The organism is Terrabacter sp. P5_B1 (assembly GCF_056400505.1).
In genome coordinates this window covers 1-5,331 of the sequence record NZ_JBFULD010000295.1, presented here as the reverse complement: position 1 = coordinate 5,331, position 5,331 = coordinate 1, and the positions used below count along the sequence as shown (strand labels likewise).

Below are 5,331 nucleotides of genomic sequence, written 5' to 3'. Positions count from 1 at the left end.
GCCCGGACCAGCGGCGCGGCCGCCGAGCACACGGCATACGCAATTGGATAGGTATGCGTCGGTGTGCATATACTTACATCCATGTCCAAGGTCCTCACGTCGCTCCCTGTCGGTGAGCGTGTCGGCATCGCCTTCTCCGGCGGCCTCGACACCTCTGTTGCTGTTGCCTGGATGCGCGAGAAGGGCGCGGTGCCGTGCACCTACACGGCCGACCTCGGGCAGTACGACGAGCCCGACATCGACTCGGTCCCGGGCCGCGCGGGCCAGTACGGCGCCGACATCAGCCGCCTCGTCGACTGCAAGACGGCGCTCGTCGAGGAGGGCCTGTCCGCCATCGCGTGCGGCGCCTTCCACATCCGCAGCGGCGGCAAGACCTACTTCAACACCACGCCGCTCGGCCGCGTCGTCACCGGCACGCTGCTCGTGCGCGCCATGCAGGAGGACGGCGTCTCGATCTGGGGCGACGGCTCCACCTTCAAGGGCAACGACATCGAGCGGTTCTACCGCTACGGCCTCATGGCCAACCCGCACCTGCGCATCTACAAGCCGTGGCTCGACGCCGACTTCGTCACCGAGCTCGGTGGCCGCCACGAGATGTCGGAGTGGCTGACCGCCCGCGACCTGCCCTACCGCGCGTCCGCGGAGAAGGCCTACTCCACCGACGCGAACATCTGGGGCGCCACGCACGAGGCGAAGACGCTCGAGTTCCTCAGCGAGTCCATGGAGGTCGTCGAGCCGATCATGGGGGTCAAGTTCTGGGACCCCTCGGTCTCGATCGAGACCGAGGACGTCACCGTGCGCTGGGAGCGCGGTCGCCCGGTCGCCATCAACGGCCAGGAGTATGCCGACGCCGTCGCGCTCGTCGACGCGGCCAACACCATCGGTGGCCGTCACGGGCTCGGCATGAGCGACCAGATCGAGAACCGCATCATCGAGGCCAAGTCGCGCGGCATCTACGAGGCCCCGGCCATGGCGCTGCTCCACATCACCTACGAGCGCCTCCTCAACGCGATCCACAACGAGGACACGATCGCGAACTACCACGCCGAGGGCCGCAAGCTGGGCCGCCTTCTCTACGAAGGCCGCTGGCTCGACCCGCAGTCGCTCATGGTGCGTGAGTCGCTCCAGCGCTGGATCGCCTCGGCCGTCACCGGCGAGGTCACGATCCGCCTGCGGCGCGGCGACGACTGGTCGATCGTCAACACCGCGGGGCCGGCCTTCAGCTACCACCCCGAGAAGCTCTCGATGGAGCGCACCGAGGACGCCGCGTTCGGCCCCGTCGACCGCATCGGGCAGCTGACGATGCGCAACCTCGACATCGCCGACTCGCGCGCCAAGCTCGAGCTGTACGCCGCCCAGGGCCTCCTCGGCACCGACGCCCACGAGCTGGTGGGTGAGCTCACGCCCGGTGGCGCGGCGGCGATCTCGGCCAACCCCGCCGCGCTCGGCGTCGACGAGCAGGACGACGCGCTCGACCGCGCCGCCATGGAGTTCGGCACCGACTGACCCGTTTCCCGCCGGGCGTCCTGGCCGGGCGCTCGCGGCGTTAGCGTGGATGCATGGCCATGGAGGTCCGCGACGTCGCGTACTCCTACGGCGACCGGGTGGCGCTCGACGGGGTCAGCTTCGAGATCACCCCTGGCGTCCTCACGGGGCTGCTCGGACCGAACGGGGCCGGCAAGACCACGCTGATGCGGATCATGCTCGGCGTGCTGACCCCGGACCGTGGCGAGGTGCGCCTGCGCGGGATCGCGGTCGACAGCGAGGCCAGGCAGCACTGGGGCTACATGCCGCAGGAGCGGGGCCTGTACCCGGGCATGCAGGTCGGCGACCAGGTCGTCTACTTCGGCCGGCTGCACGCGCTGTCCCGCGCGGAGGCGATCGCGCGAGCCCGTCACCTGCTCGCCGAGCTCGGCATGGCGGAGCGCTGGGACCAGCGCACGGACAAGCTCTCGGGGGGTCTGCAGCAGCGGCTCCAGCTCGCCACCGCCCTCGTCCACGAGCCCGAGGTGATCGTGCTCGACGAGCCGTTCGCGGGACTGGACCCGGTGGCGGTGGCCGAGCTGTCCCAGAGCCTGCGCGAGCGAGCCCGGTCCGGCTGCACCGTCCTCTTCTCCAGCCACCAGCTGGACCTGGTGCAGAACCTGTGCGAGGACATCCTCATGGTCAACGAGGGGCGCATCGTCCTGCGTGGGCCGCTCGTGAGCCTCCGGGCCGCCTCGACCGGCGTGCAGCTCCGACTCAACGTCCATGCACCCGACCGGCAGTGGCTGGCCCGGTTCCCCGGTGCCACCGTCGTCAGCGAGGAGGCCGACGAGGTGCGGATCGCGGTCCCCCGGGGCACCGACCCGCTCGACGTGCTCGACGGCGCCCGAGCCGCAGGACGCGTGGACGACTTCGGGCTCGACCTGCCCTCGCTCTCACAGCTCTTCCTGGAGTCGGTGGGTCCGGCCGGCGCGCCGGACGCGCCGGAGGCGGCGGCCGCGTTCGAGGGGAGGTCGAGATGACCTGGTGGCACGGGATGGCACTCGTCCTCGGCCGGGGCCTGAGGGAGCAGCTGCGCTCGAAGACCTTCAAGATCGTGACGGCACTGATGCTGCTGCTGTCCATCGGCGCCGTGCTCGTGCCCAAGCTCGTCACCGCCGGACCGACGACCTACACGCTGGCCACGGTCGGTCCAGCGCCGGCCGAGCTCACCGCGTCGCTGGACGCGGCGGCTCGGGCCACCGGTAGCCGGACGACCTACGTCGTTCGGACCGACGACGCAGGGGTCAGGTCCGCGGTCCAGCACGGCGAGGCGACGGTGGGCCTCGCCGGGGACCAGATGTACGTCGCCGAGCGAACGGCCGGCGCGTTCCCCAGCGTCGTCGCGCAGTCGCTCGTCCGGATCGAGTCGCGCCGCCTGCTGACCAGCTTCGGCCTGACCCCGGGACAGGTGTCCCAGCTCGACTCCGTGCATCCCCCGGAACAGGTGTTCGTCGCGCCCGTGGAGGACACGGGCCGCGCCGGCGTGGGCTTCGCCGTCGGCCTCGTGCTCTACCTGGCTCTGCTCTTCAGCGGTCAGATCATCTCGATGACGGTGGCGACGGAGAAGGCGAGCCGCATCTCGGAGGTCCTGCTCGCCGTCCTTCGCCCCAGCCAGATCCTCGTCGGCACCGTCCTTGCCGTCGCGACCGTCGCGACGATCCAGCTGCTCGTCCTGTCCGTGCCGCTGCTCGTCGGCGCGACGGCGACCGGTTCGTCCTGGCTGCCCGCGATGGCCGCTCCCGACCTGGCCCTCGCGATCACGTGGTTCGTCCTCGGCTTCATGCTCTTCGCCTTCCTCTACGCCGCGGGAGGAGCGCTCGTGGACAAGGTGACGGAGGCAGGGACCGCGGTCCTGCCGGTGACCGCGCTCATCATCGCGGGCTACCTGCTCGGCGTCACCTTCGTCATGGGCGACCCGAACTCGACCTTGAGCGTCGCCGTGTCGCTGTTCCCCCTCACCGCACCGCTGACGATGCCGATCCGCTGGGCCGCCGGCGAGGTGCCCGTCTACCAGCTGCTGCTGGCCCTCGGTCTCACGGCCCTGACCGGGCTCGGGTGTGTGTGGCTCGCCTCGACGGTCTACCGCCGGGCCCTGGTCATCACCGGGCACCGCGTCCGCCTGCGCGAGCTGTTCCGACGCGGTGGGAGGTCCGGACACAGGGCGCCCCGATAGGGTCCACCGATGCGCGAGATGACGGACCGAGGCCTCGTCGGCCGGCAGTATGCGAGTGTCGACCGCCTCGAGACCCGCCGGAACGTCTGGGGGCCCGGGCCCGAGGGTGTGTCGCCCGTCGACGTCCTCCGGACCCTCGTCGTGTCCACCCGGCCCCGGCAGCTGATCGAGGTCGGTTGCGGCACGGGTCAGTTCGCTCGTTCCGTCCTCGACGAGGCGCCGGACGTCGGCTACGTCGCGACCGACCTCTCCCCCGCCATGGTCGAGGCCACGCGCGCGCTCGGCGTCACCGCCGAGGTGGCACCCGCCGACGACCTGCCCTTCGCCGACAGCTCGTTCGACGGCGCCGTCGCCGCCTGGATGCTCTACCACGTGCCGGACCTCGACGGCGCGCTGCGTGAGGTGCGCCGGGTCCTCCGCGCCGGGGGCACGCTGCACGTCGCGACCAACGGGAGTGAGCACCTCGCCGACCTGCTCCGCGACGCGGGCGGGGACCCGCTCGTCACCCAGTTCACGTCGGAGAACGCGGCCGAGATCCTCGGCAGGCACTTCGAGCACGTCGACCAGCGCGACATCGAGACGCGGGCGACCTTCGCCGACCACGACGCGGCCTGCGCCTACCTCGCGACGTTCTCCCCCGCCCTCGCCGGGTCCCTCCCCCACTTCGACGGACCGAGGGCGTATGCCGGCCACACCGCGGTCCTCACGGCCCGCTGACCTCGCCGCGCGACCCGGGTAGGTGCACGCACCGTTGGGCGTTTTGTGAACGGCATACAAAATCGCGACGCGGACCGTCCTAGGCTGGCACCGTGAGCGGACCGCGGCAGCACCCGAGCGAGGCCACCTCGCGCGCCGTGGAGCGCAGCTCCGGTGAGCTCTCGACGCTCGCGTCGCAGCGCATGGAGGAGCACCTGAGGTGGTACCGCGAGCTCTCCGCCGAGGAGCGCTCGCAGGTCGGACTCGTCGCGCAGGCCGGCATCTCGCAGTTCATCGCGTGGTTCCACCAGGAGGAGAGCCACCCGCCGTCCGCCATCTCGATCTTCGCCAACGCCCCCCAGGAGCTGACCCGGTCGGTGAGCCTGCGCCAGACCCTCGACCTCGTGCGCACCGTCGTCGACGTCGTCGAGTCGCGCGTCGAGAGCCTCGCGGGTCCCGGCGACGAGCAGCTGCTGCGTGAGTCCGTCCTGCGCTTCTCGCGCGAGATCGCCTTCGCCGCCGCCGAGGTGTATGCCGGCGCGGCCGAGGCCCGCGGCGCGTGGGACGCCCGCCTGGAGGCTCTCGTCGTGGATGCCGTGCTGCGCGGCGAGGCGGACGACTCGATGCAGTCGCGGGCGAGTGCCCTCGGCTGGGGCGACGTCGCCGACGTGACCTTCGTCGTGGGCAGCACGCCTGCGGTTTCCGGTGGCGCGGTCCCGGCCGTGGACGACCTTCGCCGGTCCGTCCGCCAGCACGGCGTCGAAGCGCTGGCCATCGTGCAGCGGTCGCGCCTCATCGCGATCCTCGGCGGCACGCGCGAGGCGGCGCGGGTCGTCGGGTCCGTCGCCGACTGCTTCGGGCCCGGCCCGATCGTGCTCGGGCCCACGGTGCCGCATCTCTTCGCCGCTGGCCGCTCGACCCGAGCGGCACTGAGC

Annotated in this window: 4 protein-coding genes and 1 pseudogene; all 5 read left to right on the top strand. The window is 71.6% G+C overall.

What is annotated here, in order from left to right:
- Window positions 1-81 precede the first annotated feature (81 nt).
- Complete coding sequence (gene argG, locus AC1DP0_RS17580; protein ID WP_478086838.1) at window positions 82-1,506, top strand: argininosuccinate synthase; 1,425 nt, start codon at window positions 82-84, stop codon at window positions 1,504-1,506.
- A gap of 53 nt (window positions 1,507-1,559) precedes the next feature.
- Window positions 1,560-2,507: an ABC transporter ATP-binding protein gene (locus tag AC1DP0_RS17575; protein ID WP_478086835.1), complete on the top strand. Its 948-nt coding sequence runs from the start codon at window positions 1,560-1,562 to the stop codon at window positions 2,505-2,507.
- Window positions 2,504-3,700, top strand: coding sequence for an ABC transporter permease (locus tag AC1DP0_RS17570; RefSeq protein WP_478086831.1), 1,197 nt, complete (start codon window positions 2,504-2,506; stop codon window positions 3,698-3,700). Before AC1DP0_RS17575 ends, AC1DP0_RS17570 begins: the two co-directional genes overlap by 4 nt.
- A gap of 9 nt (window positions 3,701-3,709) precedes the next feature.
- On the top strand, window positions 3,710-4,417 hold the full coding sequence (locus AC1DP0_RS17565) for a class I SAM-dependent methyltransferase (RefSeq protein ID WP_478086828.1): 708 nt from the start codon (window positions 3,710-3,712) through the stop codon (window positions 4,415-4,417).
- Between the two features lie 92 nt (window positions 4,418-4,509).
- A pseudogene (locus AC1DP0_RS17560) lies at window positions 4,510-5,331 on the top strand (PucR family transcriptional regulator); the annotation flags it as partial.